Origin of the sequence: Variovorax sp. PDC80, from assembly GCF_900115375.1 — a bacterium.
Taxonomy (GTDB): Bacteria; Pseudomonadota; Gammaproteobacteria; order Burkholderiales; family Burkholderiaceae_C; genus Variovorax.
The window spans coordinates 352,789-372,301 of record NZ_FOWG01000010.1 but is presented as its reverse complement, the minus strand read 5'-3'; the positions used below and the strand labels follow the sequence as shown (position 1 = coordinate 372,301).

The 19,513-nt window shown below is 73.0% G+C and carries 8 protein-coding genes; all 8 read right to left on the bottom strand.

What is annotated here, in order from left to right; translation table 11 throughout:
• Window positions 1-4: 4 nt before the first annotated feature.
• The 8 genes from BM109_RS27820 to BM109_RS27785 all read right to left on the bottom strand — a co-directional run bounded on the left by BM109_RS27820 (window position 5) and on the right by BM109_RS27785 (window position 19,046).
• Entirely contained in the window at window positions 5-664 is a 660-nt protein-coding gene (locus tag BM109_RS27820; RefSeq protein ID WP_093350076.1) for a sugar transferase, read from the bottom strand.
• The gene (locus tag BM109_RS27815; RefSeq protein ID WP_093350073.1) at window positions 661-2,952 is read right to left on the bottom strand and encodes a polysaccharide biosynthesis tyrosine autokinase; all 2,292 of its coding nucleotides are present in this window, start codon (window positions 2,950-2,952) and stop codon (window positions 661-663) included. Before BM109_RS27815 ends, BM109_RS27820 begins: the two co-directional genes overlap by 4 nt.
• Before the next feature lie 59 nt (window positions 2,953-3,011).
• Window positions 3,012-4,202, bottom strand: a complete 1,191-nt coding sequence (locus BM109_RS27810; RefSeq protein ID WP_093350070.1) for a polysaccharide biosynthesis/export family protein — start codon at window positions 4,200-4,202, stop codon at window positions 3,012-3,014.
• Window positions 4,203-4,229: 27 nt separating this feature from the next.
• On the bottom strand, window positions 4,230-5,174 hold the full coding sequence (locus BM109_RS27805; protein WP_093350068.1) for an alpha/beta hydrolase family protein: 945 nt from the start codon (window positions 5,172-5,174) through the stop codon (window positions 4,230-4,232).
• The gene (locus BM109_RS27800) at window positions 5,167-5,985 is read right to left on the bottom strand and encodes a serine aminopeptidase domain-containing protein (RefSeq protein WP_093350065.1); all 819 of its coding nucleotides are present in this window, start codon (window positions 5,983-5,985) and stop codon (window positions 5,167-5,169) included. The genes BM109_RS27805 and BM109_RS27800 overlap by 8 nt, the downstream gene beginning before the upstream one ends.
• Window positions 5,982-6,767, bottom strand: coding sequence for a 4'-phosphopantetheinyl transferase family protein (locus tag BM109_RS27795; protein ID WP_093350063.1), 786 nt, complete (start codon window positions 6,765-6,767; stop codon window positions 5,982-5,984). The genes BM109_RS27800 and BM109_RS27795 overlap by 4 nt, the downstream gene beginning before the upstream one ends.
• A 61-nt stretch (window positions 6,768-6,828) precedes the next feature.
• Window positions 6,829-11,838, bottom strand: a complete 5,010-nt coding sequence (locus BM109_RS27790; protein WP_093350060.1) for a non-ribosomal peptide synthetase — start codon at window positions 11,836-11,838, stop codon at window positions 6,829-6,831.
• Entirely contained in the window at window positions 11,835-19,046 is a 7,212-nt protein-coding gene (locus BM109_RS27785) for a hybrid non-ribosomal peptide synthetase/type I polyketide synthase (protein WP_256222816.1), read from the bottom strand. The genes BM109_RS27790 and BM109_RS27785 overlap by 4 nt, the downstream gene beginning before the upstream one ends.
• Between the last annotated feature and the right edge of the window lie 467 nt (window positions 19,047-19,513).

The window sequence follows — 19,513 nt, the reverse complement described above, 5'->3', positions numbered from 1 at the left end:
TTCGCTAGCCCGAGCCGCGCGCGCCGGCCACCACGGCGAAGGTCTTGAACAAAATGGCGACGTCGTGGCGCAGCGACAGCGTGGCGACGTAGTCGGCGTCCATGGCGGCGCGGCGGCGGTAGCTCACCTCGCTGCGGCCGCTGATCTGCCACAGGCCGGTGATGCCGGGGCGCACCGCGCAGTAGTGGCCCCAGTAGCCGCCGTACAGGTCCTTCTGCGAGAACATGCAGGGGCGCGGGCCGACCATGCTCATGTCGCCCTTGAGCACGTTCCAGAACTGCGGCAGCTCGTCGATGCTGTACTTGCGCAGGATCGCGCCGAAGGGCGTGATGCGCGGGTCGCGGTCCAGCTTCTGGTACTTGGCCCATTGCAGCCGCGCCGCCGCGTCCTCGCGCAGGTGGCGCGCCAGCACTCCGTCGGCGTCGGCCACCATCGAGCGGAACTTGTAGAAGCGGAACACGCGGCCGTTCTTGCCGTAGCGCGGCTGCATGTAGATCGCGGGCCGGCCCGAACTCAGCAGCACGCCGATCCAGACCAGCGCATAGGCCCAGCCGAACAGCAGGAAGAAGCTGCCCGCCATGGCGATGTCGACGCCGCGCTTGGCGGCCATCAGCGCGCGCCCCTCGAGCGAAGGCGCGGCCGGCGCGGTCTGCAGCAGGCTCATGCGGCCGCTCCCGCGGTGCCCGGCGCGGCCAGCGGCGGCGCGAGGGCCGGGTACGCATGCGCGCGCACCCGGTAGGCGCCATAGCGGTAGGCGTAGCTGCCGTAGTAGCGCTGGCGCGCGTCGAGCGCGTTGAGCACCACGCCCTGGAAGCGCGCGCCCGCGTGGCGCAGTTCCTTGATGCTCTGCGTCAGGTCGCCGAGCTCGTTGTCGCCGGCGCGCGCCACCATCAGCAGCGTGCCCATGTGGACCGCCATCTCGGCCGCCTCCGAGGCCAGCAGCGTGGGCGGCGCATCGACGATCACCGTGTCGTAGCGCTGCGAGAGCCGATCGAGCAGCCGCGCGAAGGCATCGCCACACAGCAGGCCGGTGGGGTCGCGCGGCGGCACGCCGCTGGCCATCACGTCGAGCTGCGGCAGCACGGCGCGGTGGATCGCGGCCCGTTCGTCGATCTCGCCGAGCAGCAGCTCCGCCAGGCCGTCCTGCGGCGCCAGTCCGAAGTACGGCCCCAGGCTGCTGCGCCGCAGGTCGGCGTCGATCAGCAGCACGCGCCGGCCGCCGGCGGCGAGCACCACCGCCAGGTTGGCCGAGACGAAGCTCTTGCCGGCGCCCGGCGTGGCGCTCGACACCATGATGCGGTTGTTGCGCGCGCCCGGCAGCGCGAACTTGAGCGCGGTGCGCAACCGGCGCACGCCCTCGAGCGCCGGGTCTTCGGGGTGCTGCATCGCCAGCACGTGCACGCCGGGCAGGCCGTGCTGCGCCGCGCGGTCGAGCAGGCGCTGGTGCCGGCTCAGCGCCACCGTGCTGTAGACCTCGAGCCCGGTGTGGGCCTCGATCTCGGCCGGGCTCGCGACCGTGGCGCGCCACGAGCGGCGCAGCAGCACCGCGCCCAGGCCCGCGAACAGCCCCGCCACCAGCGCCAGGCCCATCGCGATCGCCGCCCTGGGGCGGATCGGCTTCTCGGGCTGCAGCGCCGGGTCGAGCACGCGCACGTTGCCGATGCGGCCTTCCTTCGCGAGCCGCATCTGCAGCGAGCTGTTGAGCAGCGCCACGTAGAGGTCGGTGTTGACCTTGATGTCGCGCTGCATGCGCAGCGCGTTCTGCTGCAGCTGCGGCATGCGCCGGATGCTGAGCTCGACGGTGCCGAGCCCCTTGCGCAACGCGGCGATCTGCGCGTCGATGGTCTGCACGCTGGGATCGCGCGCGGTGAAGCGCTCGGTGAGTTCGAGCCGCTTCTGGGTGGCGTCGAAGAGCTTGGCCTGCAGGGTCACGTTCTGCGTCAGCGCATTGCGTGCCTCGTCGTCCAGGCTGATGGTGCCGTTCTGGTTGCGGTACTGGTTGTAGGCTTCCTCGGATTGCTCGAGCTGCGACTTGAGCTTGGGCAGCTCGCCACCCAGGAAGTCGAGCGCGCGCTGCGCCTGCGCGGTCTTCTGGTCGATGTTGAGCCGCACGTACAGCCGCGCCACCTCGTTGAGCAGGGTGGCCAGCTGCATGCGGTCGTCGTGCTGCCAGCTCAGGTCCATCACCGAGGACTGCTTGCCCTTCTCGATCACGCGCAGGTCGCGCTGCAGCGCGAGCAGCGTGAGCTGCTTCGACTGGCGCACCAGCTCGAACCGCGCGCCCGGCAGGCCGGCCATCGATCCCACCAGCAGGTGCAGCGGCCCGAGCGCGGTCTCCACGTCGAGCGGCGCCCCCACCGTGCCGACGATCGGTTCGGCCAGCTTCGGATGCGTCAGCGTGAAGCTGCTGCGCGTGCCCGCCGTGAGCAGGAAGCGCGAGCCCTCGAGTTCGGGCGGCACGTCCATCTGCGCGACGACGATGCGCTCGGCGCCGTGGACGTAGCCGCCCATGCCCAGCACGCCGGGCTGCGACAGTTCCCTGGTGCCGCGCGCGAGCCAGGCGCCGATCAGCGGCAGGTACAGCGGCCGGGCCTCGATGTAGAGCTTGGTGTCCTCGATCGCCTGGCCCAGCACCAGCCGCGACTTGAGGATCTCGGCCTCGCCCGCGGTCGGCGTCTTGGCGTTGAGCGCGCTGCTCGCCGACTCGCCCAGCAGGGTGCCGCCCGAGCGCTCGGCGTCTTCCACCTGCAGCAGCACGTTGGCCTCGTACACGCGCGGACCGAACAGGGTGTAGAGCGCGCCCAGCAGCAGCGCGGCCGCGACGAACTTCGCGATCGTCCAGCGGTTGTCGAGGAAGAGGTCGATGTGTTCCCGCAGGCGCGAGCGCGCCAGGGGAGCATCGGCCGGCGGGTCCGCGGGCGCGGGGGCCGCGATGAGCGATCGGGCATTCATGGGTTCACCTCGTGGTCTGTCGGGGGCGGGAGCGGGGGAGCCTGGCGAGCGGCGTGCCATCAGCGGCGGCTCGCCGTGCCGCCGAGGTTCACGACCTGGGCGGCGGGCAGGATCAGGCTGATCACGCGGTTCCAGCGCACCAGCGGCACCGGGTCGATGTAGACCACGTCGCGCGGCCGCAGCTCGAAGCGGTCGGCCAGCGCGAGCGCCACCGGGTTCTTCGCGTCGAGGTGGTAGACGTCGGGCACGTCGCCGCTCGCGTTGCGCACCACGTAGATCTGTCCGGGCGAGGAGGTCTGCAGCTCGGGGCCGCCGGCGTCGCCGAGCGCCTCGTTGAGGCTCAGCCGGCCGTTGCGCATCAGCAGGGCCGAGGGCCGCAGGATCTCGCCCATCACGTAGACGCGGCTGTCGTCGCGCGTGCCGACGTTCACGACGTCGCCGCTGCGCAGCGGGATGCGGCCCGCGTCGTAGCCCTGGACCTGCAGCGCCGGCAGGTCGATCGTCAGCGCGCGCCCGCCGCGCGTGAGCACGATGCGCGAGCGGTCGGCGCTGGCGTTGGTGCTGCCCGCGCGGCTCAGGGCCTCGGCCAGCGTCATCGGCACGTCGGTGAAGATCTGCAGGCCCGGCATGCGCACATCGCCCTCGACGTAGACGCGGCGGCTGCGGAAGGTCTGGATGCGCGCGCTGACCAGCGGGTCCTTGACGAAGGGCGCGATGCGCCTGGCGATCATCTCGGAGGCGGCGCTCTCGGTCAGGCCTTCCAGTTTGGTGCGGCCGATGTAGGGAAAGCTGATCTCGCCTTCGCCGTCCACGATGAAGCCCGGCGCGACGCTCACGCCGGTGGCGTCGGTCTGCTGCGAGATCACGGCGCCCTGGCTGGGCATCAGTTCCGGATGGCGGTAGACCACGATGCCGATCACGTCGCCGGCGCCGATCGTGTAGGCCGGCGACTTGCCGAACAGTTCGCGGACCTCGGGCGACGGCCCCGTCGGCTGGCGCGCGGCCAGCTCGCGCACCAGCGCGGGCGTGATCGGCACGATCCGCGGTTCGCCGCGCGCGCCGGTCGGCCCGCTGCCGCCGGTGCTGCCCGCGTTGCCCGAGCTGCGCCAGGTGCCGCTGTCGGGCGAGCTGAAGCCCGGGATGCCGCAGCCGGCCAGGCCGAGCGCGAGCAGTGCGGCCACGGCCGCGACGCCGAAGCGCGCGCGGTGCCCCGGCTGCACGGCGGGGGCGGTTGAAACGAGGGGCGTCATGGGGTGTCCTTGGAATTCCGTGAGGGGTTACTGCGGCGCGAGCGCGCCCGCGATGGGCGGCTCGAGCGGGGCCGCGGCGGTGCCGGGGCTGCGGCGCTCGGCGGCGGTGCCGCGGGCGCGGGCGATCACCCAGTCGCCCACGGCGCCGAGGAACAGCTGCTGCCCCCGGGCCGTGCAGACCGTGTGATCGAGGTCGCGCAGGAAGTCGTACTGCGCGGCCTGCAGGAAGGGTTCGTCGCGGAACGCGCCGAGCTGGTCGCGCCCGCGGTCGCTGACATGCAGCGAACCCGAGTAGAGGAAGTGCAGCGCCACCTGGCGCGCCCAGAGGCGCCGCATGGTGGCGCGGAACCAGGCTTCGGCGACGACCGGCGGCAGCTCTTCGCTGAAGAAGCCCGGCAGCGGCCGCGCCGCGCCGGCGCGCGACAGCCAGCGCGACAAGCCGCGCCCGATCCAGCGCCGCACCTTGCCCGCGAAGGCGGGATGGGCGGGCGCGGCCAGCGCGCGGCGCAGCGTGCGTTCCCAGCGCGCGCGCCGCTGCGGAAAGGCGAAGCCGTCGAACAGCGACAGGCCGATCACGCGCGCATCGACCATGCCGGCGCTCATCGCATGCTCGGCGCCCGAGCACATGCCGACGATCACGAAGCGGCGGATGCCGAGCCGCGCTTCCACCAGGTCCATGGCCGCCTGCAGGTCGTGCACCGCGCGCAGCGCCAGCGGCACCGCGCTCGCGCCGCCGGGCGCCTCGCTGTCGCCGATGCCGCCGAGGTCCAGCCGCAGGCTGCTCATGCCTTGGGCGGCCAGCGCATGGGCCAGCTTGACGTTGATGCGCCGCGGTCCGACGCGGTGGTTGGCGCCCATGTTGAGCATCAGGCAGCACACCGGCAGCGGCTGGCATTGCACGGGCTCGGTCAGCATGCCGAGCAGGCCGTCGCCGTGGCCGAAGCGCACCGGGCTTTGGGTCATGTCACTCATGGAGGGCCCCTTGCAGGCGGTGAAGCGCATCGGCCGGAACCATGGCGCTGTTGGGATAGGGATCGGCGGTCCAGTCGAGCCGGTGCTGGAAGTAGGCGAGGCGCACCGGCATGTGGCGCGACTGCTGCTCGGCCGCCCACTGGGCGGTGTGGGCCTCGTCGGGGCGCGCGAGCACCAGCGTGTCGTGCAGCGCGGTCAGCGGCAGCGAGGCCGGCACGAGCGTCGAGAGCTGGGCGCGCAGCTGCGTCGAGAGCGACACGCCCAGCGCCTCCTCGGGCACGGCCTGGGTGTCGCGCAGGTAGCCGCGCCGCCAGCCGAGGTCGGGGATGCAGAAGCTGGTGTCGACCGCCTCCACGTGCCGCTCGCGCAGCATGCGCGCATAGCGCGGGCCGTCGATCACCGGCTCCCACAGCACCAGCCGGGCCGGGTCGCAGCGCCCGTTGCGCGCCGCGAGCACGGCGAGGGTGGCGCCCAGGCGCGCGCCGACCCAGACGATGCGCGCGTCGGGCGCCAGCGCGCGCAGCGTCTCGTGCGCCGAGCACAGGTCGCGGCGCCAGCCGTCGAGTTCGCCCGAACGCTCGTCGCCGGGCGAATCGCCGGTGCCGTGGAAGTCGAAGCGCAGGGTGGCGATGCGCGAGCGGGCGAGCCGCTCGGCCAGCACCTTGAAGAAGCGGTGCGTGCGCAGGCCTTCCTGGCCGAAGGGCGGGCACAGCAGCACCGCGGTGTCGCCCGGGTGCGCCTGTTCGGCGGGATGGAACAGGCCGAAGAGCTGGCGCGAGGCCGGCCCGAACATGAGCGGGCGGGCCATCATCGCGCCACCTCCACGCCACGGACCGGGTCGCCGGCGAAGGCCGCGCCCGGGTTGGCGCGCAGAGCCTGCATGGCGAGCATCTGCGACAGCGCCTCGGGCGTGTCGAACAGCGTCTCGGGCGCGCGCCATTCGGCGAGCGAGGCCACGCTGCCGGCCCGCGCGGGCGCCGGGCCCACCACCAGCCACAGGATGCGGCCGCCCAGCGGGACCTCGACGCTGCGCAGCTCGGGCCGCAGGCCCACCTCGACCGTATCGGGCCGCACCCGCAGGCCCAGGCCGATGGCCTTGAGGCAGGCTTCCTTGCGCGTCCAGCAGGTGAGGAAGGCGAGCCCGCGCCGTGCGGCCGGCAGCGCGAGCAGGGCCTCGTACTCCCGGGGCGTGAAGTGGCGCTCGGCCAGCGTCAGCGCGTCGGGCACGGGGCGCAGGTGTTCCACGTCGGCGCCGAGCGGGCCGCGCGTGCCGACGGCGATCAGCGCCAGCGCATGGCTGTGGCTCAGCGAGAAGCGGATGCGCGGGCGCTCGGGCATCCACGGCTTGCCGAACGGTCCGCAGACCAGGCACAGCGTGTCGGCGCGCAGCGCGCTCTGCTCGGCCAGCGCCCGCCGCAGCGCGACGTGGGCGGCGATGAAGCGCTCGCGGTCGATGCCGAAATGCAGGCGCGATGCGCGCACGCGCTCCTCCTCGGACAGCTCGCGTTCGCAGTCCGGGTCCAGCCGCAGGTCGAGGTCGACGTAGCGGCACACGGGTGCGTCGATGGACAGGGCGTAGCTTGTCACGTTCATCGAAGTACCTTCGTGCTTCGCACTGCGGTGCGAGCTTGCTTGGGGCGGCCCGGCGCGGCGCTCATGCCCGGTCCCCGCGCAGCCAGCCGCTGAGGGTGCGTCCCAGCAAGCCGAGCGTGCGGCCGGGGGTCGGCGCGCGCTTCGGGCCCCCGGCCTCGGCCGGCGTGATATCCGCGGAGGGCGGCGAGGCCGCCAACTGCGCCAGGTTCTCGAACAGGTAGCGGCGCGGCTCGACGCGGTGGCCCAGGGTCAGCGCGGTCCGCTCGACCGAGCGCTGCACCAGCAGCGAATCGCCGCCGAGGTCGAAGAAGTTGTCGCTGGCGCGGATCTCGTTGACGTCGATGCCGATCACGTCGGCCCAGATCTGCGCCAGCCGCGCATGCTCGGGCGGCAGCACGTCGGCGAGCGGCAGCGCCGCCGCGGCGGCCTGCGGTGCCAACGCTTCCGGCGGCTCGGCCGCGAGCTTGCGCAGGTAGGCGGCGCTGGGCGAGCCTTCCTCGCTGGCCAGCTGCGCGAGCGTCGCGTGCGGGCGGTCGGCCGCGCGGCGCAGCAGTTCGAGGTAGCGCTCGCGCAGCCGGGCGCCGGTCTCGCGCAGGTAGATGTCGGCGTTGTAGATCAGCGCGCCCTCGAGCCCGTGCGGCGTGTCGAGCAGCCACACGCCGATATCGTCGGTGGCGCCGCGCTGCAGCAGGTGCATCTGCTGCGTGCGCAGGCTGCCGATGCGGGAACCGCGTTCGCGCGCATCCTGGAACGAGAACATCGTCTGGTAGGCGCCGGCCGCCCGGGCCGGGCCGCCGGGCTCGGCCACCAGGCGCTCGAACGGTACCTGCTGGCAGGCCATCAGCGCGAGCAGCTCCTGCTTCACGTAGCGCAGGTACGCGGGCAGCGTCAGGCCGAGGTCGATGCGCAGCGACACCGGCAGCATGTTGTTGAAGACGCCCATCACGTTCTCGGTCTCGGGCTGCTGCCGGCCGCGCACCGGGTTGGCGACCACGAGGGTGTCGCTGCCGATGGTGCGGCCCATCGCGAGCGCATGGATCGCGAAAGTGAACATGCTGAGCGTCACGTCGAGTTCGCGCGCGGTCTCGCGCAGCCGCTGGGTGGCGGGCAGGTCGATGGCGATCCATTGCGAACCGCCCTGGCCGCTCCTGCCGGCGCGGCGCGGCATGTCGGTGCGCGGCAGGCGCGGCGCGGCCACGGCGGCGGCGCGCTCGCGCCACAGCGCGCGCTGCGCCTCGAAATCGGGCGTGGCCATCCAGCCGGCCAGCCACTCGGCATAGTCGCCGTGCGTGGTCGCGAGCGCGGGCAGCGCGTGCGGGCGGCCACGCTCGGCCGCGTCGTAGAGCGCGGCCAGCTCGGCCTGCAGCAGGTCGAAGGACCAGCCGTCCCAGACCAGGTGGTGCGGCACGAACACGAAGACATGCGCGTCCTCGTCGATGCGGAACAGCGCGGCGTGCAGCATCGGCGCGCGGTGGATGTCGATCGGGCGGTCGGCCAGCTCCTGCATGCGCTCGGCGAGCTCGGCCTCGCGCTGGTCGGCCGGCAGCTCGCGCAGGTCGATCACGGGCAGCGAGAAGTCGACCGCGCGGGCGATCGACTGCACCGGCGCGCCGTTGGCCGGATCCACGCCCATGCAGGTGCGCAGCGCGGGCTGGCGGCGGATGATCTCGCGCAGCACGGCCTCGAAGCGCGCGGCGTCGAAGGCGCCGAGCAGCCGCTGCGCCGAGGGCGCGTTGTAGACCGAGCGGCCCGGGTGCAGCTCCTCCATGAAGCGGATGCGTTCCTGCGACGGCGTCATCGGCGCCAGCTCGCGCTCGAAGTGGCAGGGCAGTGCGGTCTGACGCGTTTCGCCCGCGCCGCGCAGGGCGGCGATGGCGGCGGCCAGCCGCTGCGCCGTCGGCGCCTCGAACAAGGTGCGCAGCGGCAGCGCCAGATCGAACTCGCGGCTCAGCAGCGTGGCCAGCCGCGCGGCCAGCAGCGAATGGCCGCCCAGGGTGAAGAAGTCGTCGCCCATGTCCATGCCCGGCAGGCTCAGCACCTGCTCCATCGCCGCGAGCACCTTGCGCTCGATCTCGTTGGCGGGGCCGGCGCCGCGCTGCGCCACCTCGCGCGGCAGCGCGCCCGGCGGCGGCAGCGCGACGCGGTCGAGCTTGCCGTTGGGCAGCGTGGGCAGCACGGGCAGGGTGACCACGTGCTGCGGCAGCATGAAGGCCGGCAGGTTTTCGCGCAGCTGCTGCATCAGCGCCCCGAGCTCGAAGGCCGCGCCCGCGGCGCCGGGCTGCAGCGCCAGGTAGGCCACCAGCCGCACGTCGCCGGGCCGGTCCTCGCGCGCCACGACCACGCTGCGCGAGACGCCCGGCGCCTCGTTGCAGCGGGCCTCGATCTCGCCGGGCTCGATGCGGTAGCCGCGCACCTTGACCTGGAAGTCCAGCCGTCCCAGATGCTCGAGCAGGCCGTCGTTGCGCCAGCGGCCGCGGTCGCCGGTGCGGTAGATGGCGGTGGCCTGCCCGAGGATGCGCGCGCCGACGAAGCGCTCCGCTGTCAGCTCGGGCCGCTCGAGGTAGCCGAGCGCGAGGCCCTCGCCGCCGATGCAGAGCTCGCCCGGCACGCCGACGGGGCAGGGCTGCAGCGCGGCATCGAGGATCCAGACGCTGGTGTTGTCGATCGGCTGCCCGATCGACACGCCATGCGCGGCGATGGTGTCGCGTCGCATGTTCCAGGCCGTGGACCAGACGGTGGTCTCGGTCGGGCCGTAGACGTTCCACAGCTGCGCGCAGCGCTCGAGCAGCTCGAGCGCGAGCCGCCCGCGCACCGGCTCGCCGCCGATCCAGCCGCGCAAGCCGGGCGCGCCCGGCCACTGCGCATCGAGCAGCAGCTGCCACATGCCGGGCGTGGCCTGCAGCACGGTGACGTCCTCCTCCTCGAGCAGCGCGCGCAGGCGGCGGCCGTCCATCGCGGTCTCGCGCGGGACCATCACGATCTCGGCGCCGGCGGCCAGCGGCAGCAGCAGCTCGGCCACCGCGATGTCGAAGGACAAGGTGGTGACTGCGGCCAGCCGGTCGCCCTCGCCGAGGCCCGGCGCCTTGCGCATCGACTGCAGCAGGTTCGCCACCGCGCGGTGCGGCACGCACACGCCCTTGGGCGTGCCGGTCGAGCCCGAGGTGTAGATGACGTAGGCCGCGTCCTCGGGGCCGGCATCGTCGCCACTGGGCGGCAGGGCGCCCGCGGGCGCGCGCAGCCAGGCCGTGTCGCGGTCGAGCTCGAACACGCGCTCGGCCGCATCGGCACGCCAGCCGCGCGGCGCGGTCGCGATGTCGGACGTGGTGAGCAGCAGGCCGAGGCGGGCATCCTCGGCGTAGTGGTCGAGCCGCGCCTGCGGAAAGCCCGGGTCGAGCGGCACGTAGGCCGCGCCCGACTTCAGCACCGCCAGCAGCGCGACGACCATGTCGATGCCGCGCTCCAGGCACAGGCCCACGCGCTGGCCGCGGCCCATGCCGCGTTCGCGCAGCGCATGCGCGAGCCGGTTCGACTGCGCGTCGAGCGTGCCGTAGCTGCAGCGGCGCGCGCCGTCGCGGATCGCGGGGCGATCGGGCTGCAGCAGCGCGCTGGCCTCGAAGCCGGCATGCGCGAACGGCAGGCCCGCCAGCGGGCTCGGCGCGGGTTGCAGCGCGAGCAGCTCGCGCGCCGCCTCGGGCGAGAGCAGCGCCAGCCGACCGATGGGCTGGTCCGGTGCCTGCACGGCCGAGCGCAGCAGGCACTCGAACATGTCGAGCCAGCGCCGCACGCTGGCCTCGTCGAACAGGCCGGTGTTGTACTGGGCCTCGACCACCAGGCCGCCCTCGGCCGGCCGCAGGTTGAGGAACAGCTCGAAGTTCTCGTAGCGGCGCGGCACCGTGTCCTGCGTGACCGCGAGGCCGGCGAAGTTCTGCGCGCTGCCGGCCACGTCGGGGTCGAGGTTGAACATCACGCTCACCAGCGGCTGGCGGCTCGCGTCGCGCTCGAGCGAGAGCTTGCCGAGCAGCGCGCCATAGGTCAGCGACTGGTGCTCGAAGGCGTCGAGCACGGCCGTGCCGCATTCGCCCATCAGCGCGTCGAAGCGCAGTTGCCCGCCCACCGCGAGACGCAGCGGCAGCAGGTTCACGCAGTGGCCGACCAGCCCCGGCATGTCGCGCGAGAGTTGGCCCGAGGCGGGAATGCCGATCACGATGTCGTCCTGCCCGCTCAGGCGGTGCAGCGTGGCGGCGAAGGCGGCCAGCAGCCCCGCGAACAGGCTGGTGCCGGACTTCGCGCTCGCGGCGCGCATCGCGCTCACCAGCGTGCGGTCGAGCCGGCGCTCGATGCGTTGCGAATCGAAGCCGCGCACCGCCGGGCGCGGGCGGTCGGTCGGCAGCTCGAGCACCGGCAGGCTACCGGCGAAGCGCGCCAGCCAATGATCCACGTGCGCCTGCATGGCGGGCCCGGCCGCCTCGGCGGCTTCCTCGGCCGCGAAGGCCGCGTAGCTCGGCGCGGCGCGCAGCGGCAGGCCCTCGCCGATCTCGTCGGCATAGAGATGGCCGAGCTGCTCGGCGATGACCGCCCACGACCAGCCGTCGCACACCACGTGATGGGCCGACATCACGAGCTCATGCTCGGCATCGCCGAGCCGGTACAGCGCAGCCCGGAACAGCGGACCCTGCTCGAGCGGGAACGGGGTGCACACCGCGTCTCGGTGCGCGGCGTCGAGCGCCTGCGCACGGCCCGTCGCGTCGAGCGTGCGCAGGTCGCGCAGCTCGAGGGCCGGCGCGTCGCCGCCGCCGACCAGCATGCTGCGGCCGTCGGGCGAGAGGGTGGCGCGCAGCGACTGGTGGCGCTGCACCAGCCGCGCCAGCGCGCGCGACAGCGCCGGGCCATCGAGCGTGCCGCGCAGCCGCAGCAGCACCGATTCGTTGTAGGCCAGCGAGGCCTCGGCGCTCAGCATGGCGCCGAGCCAGACCTCGCGCTGCGATTCGGTGGTGGGAATCACGCACTCGACGCTGCCGCGGGCCGGCGCGGCATCGATGGCATCGGGGGTGGGGCGAAGCACGGCGTTCATGCGACCGCCTTGGCGTTCGCGCCACCAACCGGGGCCGGGTCCGTCACCGCGGGCACCGCGCCGCCGTCGACGGCCGGCACGTACCAGAAGGGCTGGCCGTCGACGTCGCGGGCGAGCACCGAGCCGTCCCGCGCGTTCTTGCGCACCTCGAAGCTCAAGGGACTGGGCGCGCGGCGCGGCAGGAAGTCCGACTCCTGCAGCTCGGCCACCGAGGCCTTGAACGCCGCCTGGATGGCCGCGATGTCCTGCGCGTCGTGTGCGCTGGTCAGGAAGCAGGGGAAGTTGTCGAGGATGTGGATGCCGCGGCTGCGCATCATGGCGAACAGCAGGTCCTGCAGCGGATGCTCCTCGAGCCAGTGCACGCGCCACAGCGATCCGCAGTGGCGTATGGCGATCGGCGCGCCGACCTCCAGGCACCAGGCGCTCAGTTCGTCGGCCATGGCGCCGGTGCGCTGGTTCAGGCCCTCCTGCAGCGCCGCGCCGGCTTCCTTCAGGTGCGTCAGCGCGGCCTTGGCCGCGGCCAGCGCGAGCGGATGGCGCACGAAGGTGCCCGCGAAGTAGGTGACGCCGACGCCCGGGATGGAGTCGTCGCCGTACTGCCAGCCGCCGCCGTCGAGTGCATCCATGTAGGCGCGCCGACCCGCGACCACGCCGATCGGAAAGCCGCCGCCGATGACCTTGCCGTAGGTGGCGAGGTCGGCGCGCACGCCGAACAGCGCCTGCGCGCCGCCGAGCGCGACGCGAAAGCCGGTGATGACCTCGTCGAAGACCAGGCAGCAGCCCTGCTGCTCGGTGATGGCGCGCAGCGCGTGCAGGAACTCGCGCGGCTGGAAGTCGGGCCGCCGGCTCTGGACCGGCTCGACCAGCACGGCCGCCAGCTCGCCGGCGTGCTCGCGGATGAAGGCCAGCGCCTCGGGCGTGCCGTAGTCGAGCACGCGGATGTCGCCGAACATGCCGCTCATCACGCCGGGCGCGGCGGACAGGCCCTTGGCGTTGCGGCCCGCGCGCACCAGCACCTCGTCGAAGGTGCCGTGGTAGGCGCCGGTGAACACCACCACCGTGCTGCGGCCGGTGACGGTGCGCGCGATGCGCAGCGCCGCCATCACCGCCTCGGAGCCGGTGTTGCAGAGGCCGGCGCGGTCGCTGCCGGTGAGCTCGCAGACCAGGCCGGCGACGTCGGCCGCCAGCGGGTGCTGCGGGCCGATCTCGTAGCCGGCGTCGAGCTGTCGGCGCACCGCCTCCTGCACGAAGTCGGGCTGCCAGCCGAACATGTTCATGCCGAAGCCGTTGAGCGCATCGACGTACTCGTTGCCGTCGATGTCCCAGAGCTTCGAGCCCTTGGAGCGCTCGACCACGATCTGGTAGACGATCTCCTTGGTCAGCGGCCGGAAGCCGTTGACCACGCGCGGATCGGCCATGTGGGGCCGGTTGTCCTCGGTGAACTGCTTGCTGCGGCGCGTGCGCTCGACATAGCGGCGCACGAAGGCCGCGAGCCGCGCCTGCTGCCGCGCGCTGGGCTCGGCCGTGCGCTGGGTGTGGATGCGCGCGATGGCGCCGAAGGCCTTGGCCACGTCGTAGCGCTGCGGCGGGCTCGCGGCCGGGACCGCCTCGGCGGCGGGCTGCGGGACGGCGGCGGGGGCGGGTGCGACCGAGCCAGTGCCCGACAACAGCGCGAGTTGCTGGCGCATGATTTCCATTTGCTGCGCAATCAGTTGTGGCAGCTGGAATGCGCCCGCGTTTTCATCGAGCCGCGGCACCGCCATCGCGGGTATCACGGCGGCGATCGGCGCCTCGTCCGGCAGGCTCTGGCGCAGGAAGGCGGCCAGCGCGTCGAAGCTGCGGTGGTTCTCCATCAGTTGCCGGAAGCTCAGCTCGACCTTGAAGTGCTTGCGAATCTGCGTCGCGGCCTGCGTCAGCGTCAAGGAGTCGAGCCCGAGTTCGGCGAACGGCACATGCCCGTCGGCCTGCGCCATGTCGAGGCCGCAGATGTCCTCGAACAGCGCGCGCAGGCGAGCGTCCAGGGTGGACGCGGACGCGGGAGGAAGAGGCGAGGGCGTTGCAACGGTCACGGTGGACTCCAGGGCGATCGAGGGGACGAGGGGTGCGGCGGCTGGCGTGGCGGCCGTGGCGGAAGCGGAAAGAGGGGGCGCGATGTCGACCCAGCAGCGCTGGCGCTCGAACGGCGTGGTCGGCAAGCGCACGCGCCGCGCGCCGGCATGGGTCGATAGGCGCGCGAGCTCGATCTCGGCGCCGCAGGTCCACAGCCGCGCGCAGGCCAGCCGCAGCAGCGCCACCTCATCGGCCGGATCGCCATGCAGCAGCGACACCGCCGTGCCCGCGTGCTGGCGCGCGAGCGTGGCCAGCGTGTTGCGCGGTCCGGTCTCGACGAACAGCGGCTGCGACAGCCGCGCGAGGGTGTCGCGCAGCGCGGGCGAGAAGCGCACGGTGCCGCGCACATGCTGGGCCCAGTAGGCGGCGCTGGTGGCTTCCACCTCGCCGAGCGGCTGGCCGGTGAGCGTCGAGACGATGGGAATCCGCGGGGCGCGCAGCGCGACCTGCCGCACCAGCGCCTCGAAGGGCGCGACCACCTCGTCCATCATCGACGAGTGGAAGGCGTGCGAGGTCTGCAGCGCGCGGCTCGCGATGTCCTCTTGCTGCAGCGAGGCCTGCAGGGCGGCGATGGCCTCCGACGGCCCCGCCGCCACGCAGGCCGTGGGGCCGTTGTCCGCCGCGAGCGACAGCGAGGGATCGAGCCGCGCGAGCAGCTCGGCCGCGCCGAGGCGCACCGACAGCATCGCGCCCGCCGGCTGCGCCTGCATCAGCGCGCCGCGACGCGCGACCAGGCGGGCCGCCTCCTCGAGCCGCATCACGCCGGCCAGCACGGCGGCGACGAACTCGCCGACGCTGTGGCCGATCAGCAGCTGCGGCCGGGCGCCGAGCGACAGCAGGCGGCGCGCCAGCGCGTATTCGAGCGTGAACAGGGCCGGCTGCGCGACGGAGGTCGGCAGCAGGGCCTGCGGATCGTCCGAGAACATGCGCTCGCGCAGGTCGAAGTCCAGTTCGCCCGCGAAAGCCGCGAGGGTGTCGTCGAAGGCGGCCGCGAACACTGGATCGCCCGCGTGCAGCGCCCTGCCCATGCCGGCGTACTGGGCGCCCTGGCCCGGGAACATCAGCACCAGTTGCGGTACTCGCGCGCCCACGCTGCCATTCGCGCGCCACGGCGAGCCGGGGTCGCGCAGCGCGGCCACCGCGTCGTCCGCGCGGGCCGCCACCACCGCGCGGCGGAAGGCGTGCGCCTTGCGGCCGACCGCGAGTGTGTGGGCCACGTCGGCCAGCGAATCCTCGGGATGCATCTCGAGGTGCGCCGCGAGGCGCTCGGCCGCCATCGCCAGCGCGGCCTCGGAACGCGCGGCCAGCGGCAGCACGTGCATGCCCTCGTCGGGCGCCGAGGGCGCGCGCGCGGGCGCCTCCTCGACGATGACGTGGGCATTGGTGCCGCCCACGCCGAAGGAGCTCACGCCGGCGCGGCGCGGCTGCGCGCCACGTGGCCAGGGTTTCGGCTGCGGGTTGACGCGAAAGGGCGTGCGCTCGAAGCCGATCGCGGGATGCGGCTCGGTGAAGTGCGCGGTCGGCGGTATGCATTCGTGCTGCAGCGCCAGCGCCGTCTTGATCAGTCCGGCCGCGCCCGCGGCCGTGACCATGTGGCCGACATTGCTCTTGAGCGAGCCCAGCGTGCAGAAGTCCAGCGCATCGGTGTGCTCGGCGAAGGCGCTGGCCAGCGCCTCGACCTCGATCGGGTCGCCCATCGGCGTGGCGGTGCCATGCGCCTCGACGAAGGAGATGCTGCGCGCATCGACCCGGGCCGCGGCCAGCGCCGCGCGGATCACCGCGGCCTGCCCGTCCACGCTGGGCGCGGTGAAGCTGGCCTTCGCGCCGCCGTCGTTGTTGACGCAGGCGCTGCGCAGCACGGCATGGATGGTGTCGCCGTCGGCCTGCGCGTCGGCCAGCCGCTTCAGCAGCACCACGGCCGCGCCGTCGCTGAAGACCGTGCCCTGCGCCTTCGCGTCGAAGCTGCGCGTATGGCCGTCGGGCGAGAGCATCGCGCCCTCGTTGTAGAGGTAGCCGCTGCGCGGCGGGCAGGTGACCGCGGCGCCGCCGGCCAGCGCCATGTAGCACTGGCCGCTGCGCAGCGCATGGAAGGCCTGGGCCACCGCGACCAGCGAGGTCGAGCAGGCGGTGTGCACGCTGACCGCCGGCCCGGTGAGGTTGAGCCGGTGCGCGACGCGGGTGGCGATGTAGTCCTTCTCGTTGGCCAGCATCGTCTGGAACTCGCCGACCGCCTCGACCAGGTCGGGCCGGGTGCTCAGGTGCCGCTGCGCGTAGCTGGCGTTGTACATGCCGGCATACACGCCGACCGGACCCGGCGCGGCATCGGGCACGTAGCCCGCGCGCTCCAGGCATTCCCAGCAGATCTCGAGAAACACGCGTTGCTGCGGGTCCATCAGCGCGGCTTCCTTCGGCGCGATGCCGAAGAAGGCCGCGTCGAAGTCCTCGATGCCGTCGATCACGCCGCGCGCCCGCACGTAGGCCGGGTCGCGGCGCAACGCTTCGCTCACGCCGGCGTCGAGCGTGGCGTCGTCGAAGAAGCTGATGCTGTCGCGGCCGGCCACGAGGTTGTCCCAGAACTGCTCGACATCGGCCGCGCCCGGAAAGCGGCCGGCGGTGCCGATGAGGGCGATGGCCTCGACATCGGCGTCGGCGGCCACGGCGCGTTCGCGCGGCGCTTCGATGGCGGCGCGGGCTTTCACCTTGCCGCCCGGGCGCAGCCGGGCCGCGATCGCCGCGGGCGTGGGATGGCTGAAGAACAGGTTGGTCGACAGCGGCGCGCGCTGGTCGCGTTGGTCGCGCTGGAGCACGGCGAGCACCTGCAGCACGCGCATCGAGTCGCCGCCCAGGTCGAAGAAGTTGTCGTGCCGGCCGACCTCGGCGAGCTGCAGTGCGTGCGCGAAGGCCTCGCACACCGCCTGCTCGGCGGCATCGCGCGGCGCCTCGTAGGCCTGCGCGAGCGCGGGGCGCTCACCGGCCGGCTCGGGCAGGGCCTGGCGGTCGAGCTTGCCGTTGGGTGTGAGGGGCAGCCGGGGCAGCCACAGCTGGGCCGAAGGCAGCAGCGCGGCGGGCAGCCGGGCCGCGAGGTGGGTGCGCAGCGCCTCCCAGGGCAGCGGCTGCGCACGCGCGACCAGGTAAGCGACCAGGCGCAGTGCGCCGCCCGCATCGGGCCGCGCGGCGACCGCGCAGGACTGGATGGCCGGATGCGAGAGCAGGGCGGTCTCGATCTCGCCGAGCTCGACCCGGTGGCCATGGATCTTGACCTGCCCGTCGCGGCGGCCGACGAACTCGATCGTGCCGTCCGGCAGCCAGCGCGCCAGGTCGCCGCTGCGGTAGAGGCGGTCGCCCGCCGCGCCGAAGGGGTCGGCGACGAAGCGCTGGGCGCTCAGCGCGGGCTGGCCCAGGTAGCCGCGCGCCAGGCCATGGCCGCCGATGCAGAGCTCGCCCACCAGGCCCGCCGGCAGCAGCGCGAGCGAAGGGCTCAGCACGCGCAGCACCGTGTCCTGGATCGGGCGACCGAGCGGCACCGAGCGCAGCGTGTCGGGCAGCACGGCGGGAATGCGGTGGGTGGCCGCGAAGGTGGTGCACTCGGTCGGGCCGTAGCCGTTGCTGAGCACCAGCCCCGGCAACGCAGCGAGCGCGCGCCGCACGTGCGGCAGCGACAGCGCCTCGCCGCCGGTGATCAGGTGGCGCAGGCCCGCGAGGTGGGCGGGATCGTCGTCGACCACCGCATTGAAGAGCGCGGCCGTGAGCCAGGCGGTGTGCACGCCGTGCCGGGCAATGGTGCGCGCGAGCCCCGCGCCGGTGGGCAGCCGTTCGTCATGGACCACGCAGCCGCCGCCATTGAGCAGCGGCCCCCAGATCTCGAACGTGGCCGCATCGAACCCCAGCGGCGCGGCATGCAGCATGGACAGGCCATGGCCGAAGGCGGCGAAGTCCGAGCCGACGACCAGGCGCAGGATCGCGCGATGGCAGATTGCTATGCCCTTGGGCGTGCCGGTGGAGCCCGAGGTGTACATGAGGTAGGCCAGCGATTCGCCGTCGACGTCCGGCTCACGCCAGCTGCCGCGTGGGCCGTCATCGGCGCATGCATTCACGCGCAGCAGCGGGGTCGACGGTGGCAGCAGCGCGTCGAACGCCTCGGTCGTGATCGCGAGCCGCGCACCGGCCTGGGCCAGCATCGCGGCGATGCGCTCGCGCGGTTGCTCGGTCGGGATCGGCAGGTAGGCCGCACCGGCCTTGAGGATCGCGAGTTGCGCCACCACCGCGTCGATCGAGCGTTCGAGCACGAGAGCGACCGTGTCGCCCGCCTGCACGCCGTGCTGTTGCAGGCACTGCGCGAGTACGTCCGAGCGCCGGTCGAGTTCGCGGTAGCTCAGGCGCGCCTGGCCCTGGACCAGCGCGATGGCGTCGGGCACGGCGGCGGCCTGGGCGCGGAAGCGGCCCGTCACGGTCAGCGCGCGGTCCAGCGGTGCCACCGGGCGGTTCCACTCGGCGAGCTGCCGTTCGCGGTCGGCCTGCGGCAGGCCGCGAATCTCGGCGATCGGGGCGTCGGGGCGCGACAGGAGGTCGGCCGCCGTGTCGGCCACTGCCGCGAGCAGCTGCTGCAGCGAGATGGCATCGAGCCAGCCGGCGGCGGCGTCGGCATGCAGGCAGGGGGGCTGGGCGCTGAAGCGCAGCCGGATCGGCGCGGGCGCCGCGGCGGCGTCGATGGCATTGATGGCATCACGCAGCCACAGCACGGCGGGCAGTTCGGCGGGCAGCGGCATGGCGCTTGCCTCGCCGCGCTGGCGGTCGATGGCGGCGATCCATTCGCCGGCGGTCGGCGCCGCATCCCAGGCGAAGGACGAGGCGAATGCATCGTCGGCGCTCGCGGCCTCTTGCAGGACCGGCGCGGGCTGGCCCAGCCAGCGCGATTGCAGCAGCACCCAGGCCGCGGCCCACGGTGCGTCGGGGAATCGGTGGGCGTTGGCCGGATGCCGCGCCGCGTCGATCGGCAAGGGCAGGGTGGCCGCCAGCCTCGGACCGGCGCCGGGCCCGGAGCGCGACGCGAACAGGTCCTCCCATGCGAGGCTCCGGCTTTCCGGGAGCTCCGGAAACATCGTCTGAATGTCCATATCACCGTCCGATTCGAAATTGCAAAAGACAGCGAAAAAACAGCTTCGAACGGCTATTGATTCGACGGCGCAAGAGGTTGTTTGTTATGAATTTGTGTCGAAATAGTAGGAGGTTTGAAGATGTGCGTGGGCCCTATTTGGAAGGTCAATTACGTTTGGACTTGCTTATTTCAGATGGGAACTACCGAATTTCGATTAAACGAGGTAGCCATTTGGCTTTTCGGCCGGAAAAGCCTGGCGAAGGCTCTCGCGATGGGTATGCCGGGTCCGTTCCAAGGGTGGTTCCCCTGGGGAAATCCGCGTTTTCTCGAAGCATCGCAGCGAGTGCGAGCGGGCTGGAATAGTGGCTCCCAGGGCTGGCGGGAAAAGGGAGGATCGGCTCTTCAATTCGGCTCGACGCGATTTCAATTGCGCGATCCGCGGCGCGGGCGTTATTAATTCATCCGACTCGT

Excerpts from the sequence above, each read along its gene's own strand:
- BM109_RS27820 (WP_093350076.1), bottom strand. The coding sequence starts at position 664 with ATGAGCCTGCTGCAGACCGCGCCGGCCGCGCCTTCGCTCGAGGGGCGC.
- BM109_RS27815 (WP_093350073.1), bottom strand. The coding sequence starts at position 2,952 with ATGAATGCCCGATCGCTCATCGCGGCCCCCGCGCCCGCGGACCCGCCG.
- BM109_RS27810 (WP_093350070.1), bottom strand. The coding sequence starts at position 4,202 with ATGACGCCCCTCGTTTCAACCGCCCCCGCCGTGCAGCCGGGGCACCGC.
- BM109_RS27805 (WP_093350068.1), bottom strand. The coding sequence starts at position 5,174 with ATGAGTGACATGACCCAAAGCCCGGTGCGCTTCGGCCACGGCGACGGC.
- BM109_RS27800 (WP_093350065.1), bottom strand. The coding sequence starts at position 5,985 with ATGATGGCCCGCCCGCTCATGTTCGGGCCGGCCTCGCGCCAGCTCTTC.
- BM109_RS27795 (WP_093350063.1), bottom strand. The coding sequence starts at position 6,767 with ATGAACGTGACAAGCTACGCCCTGTCCATCGACGCACCCGTGTGCCGC.
- BM109_RS27790 (WP_093350060.1), bottom strand. The coding sequence starts at position 11,838 with ATGAACGCCGTGCTTCGCCCCACCCCCGATGCCATCGATGCCGCGCCG.
- BM109_RS27785 (WP_256222816.1), bottom strand. The coding sequence starts at position 19,046 with ATGTTTCCGGAGCTCCCGGAAAGCCGGAGCCTCGCATGGGAGGACCTG.